A 1472-nucleotide genomic window follows, 5' to 3' on the forward strand; every position below is an offset into this window, starting at 1 on the left:
ACGATGGATAGGGGTTCTGAGAGGAAGGTCCCCCACATTGGTACTGAGACACGGACCAAACTCCTACGGGAGGCAGCAGTGAGGAATATTGGTCAATGGGCGTAAGCCTGAACCAGCCAAGTCGCGTGAGGGATGAAGGTTCTATGGATCGTAAACCTCTTTTATAAGGGAATAAAGTGCGGGACGTGTCCCGCTTTGTATGTACCTTATGAATAAGGATCGGCTAACTCCGTGCCAGCAGCCGCGGTAATACGGAGGATCCGAGCGTTATCCGGATTTATTGGGTTTAAAGGGTGCGTAGGCGGCCTTTTAAGTCAGCGGTGAAAGTCTGTGGCTCAACCATAGAATTGCCGTTGAAACTGGGGGGCTTGAGTATGTTTGAGGCAGGCGGAATGCGTGGTGTAGCGGTGAAATGCTTAGATATCACGCAGAACCCCGATTGCGAAGGCAGCCTGCCAAGCCATGACTGACGCTGATGCACGAAAGCGTGGGGATCAAACAGGATTAGATACCCTGGTAGTCCACGCAGTAAACGATGATCACTAGCTGTTTGCGATACAGTGTAAGCGGCACAGCGAAAGCGTTAAGTGATCCACCTGCAACGGTGAAACTCAAAGGAATTGACGGGGGCCCGCACAAGCGGAGGAACATGTGGTTTAATTCGATGATACGCGAGGAACCTTACCCGGGTTTGAACGCATTCGGACCGAGGTGGAAACACCTTTTCTAGCAATAGCCGTTTGCGAGGTGCTGCATGGTTGTCGTCAGCTCGTGCCGTGAGGTGTCGGCTTAAGTGCCATAACGAGCGCAACCCTTGCCACTAGTTACTAACAGGTGATGCTGAGGACTCTGGTGGGACTGCCAGCGTAAGCTGCGAGGAAGGCGGGGATGACGTCAAATCAGCACGGCCCTTACATCCGGGGCGACACACGTGTTACAATGGCGTGGACAAAGGGAAGCCACCTGGCGACAGGGAGCGAATCCCCAAACCACGTCTCAGTTCGGATCGGAGTCTGCAAATCGCGCATCAGCCATGGCGCGGTGAATACGTTCCCGGGCCTTGTACACACCGCCCGTCAAGCCATGGGAGCCGGGGGTACCTGAAGTCCGTAACCGCGAGGATCGGCCTAGGGTAAAACTGGTGACTGGGGCTAAGTCGTAACAAGGTAGCCGTACCGGAAGGTGCGGCTGGAACACCTCCTTTCTGGAGCTTTAGGATTCCGTACCGAGGTCATACGAGGTATCGATCGCCTTGTGCTGCTGTTGAGATTATGTTTATATATAGATCTTACGTACCGGGAGGCCGGTCTAAAGAGAGAAAGATGACGCTGGGACGTAAGTCTTGGCAAAGTTGACAGTCCTATAGCTCAGTTGGTTAGAGCGCTACACTGATAATGTAGAGGTCGGCAGTTCAACTCTGCCTGGGACTACTCCGAATGAGGGGGATTAGCTCAGCTGGCTAGAGCATCTGC

The 1472-nt window shown here is 53.5% G+C and carries 1 protein-coding gene, 1 tRNA gene and 2 other annotated features; both genes read left to right on the forward strand.

What is annotated here, in order from left to right; translation table 11 throughout:
- The first annotated feature begins 125 nt into the window (after positions 1 to 125).
- Positions 126 to 262 (forward strand) — a sequence feature (16S ribosomal RNA rRNA prediction is too short).
- Positions 263 to 273: 11 nt separating this feature from the next.
- Positions 274 to 1191, forward strand: a sequence feature (most likely nonfunctional fraction of RNA operon).
- Positions 321 to 470 carry a hypothetical protein gene (locus BHV83_RS12115; protein ID WP_286757563.1) on the forward strand — a complete coding sequence of 50 codons (150 nt, stop codon included), beginning with the start codon at positions 321 to 323 and terminating at the stop codon, positions 468 to 470. Its footprint overlaps the feature before it by 150 nt.
- A 165-nt stretch (positions 1192 to 1356) precedes the next feature.
- Positions 1357 to 1430: transfer RNA gene (locus tag BHV83_RS12120), tRNA-Ile, on the forward strand.
- Positions 1431 to 1472 lie beyond the last annotated feature (42 nt).

The organism is Parabacteroides sp. merdae-related_45_40 (assembly GCF_001915675.1).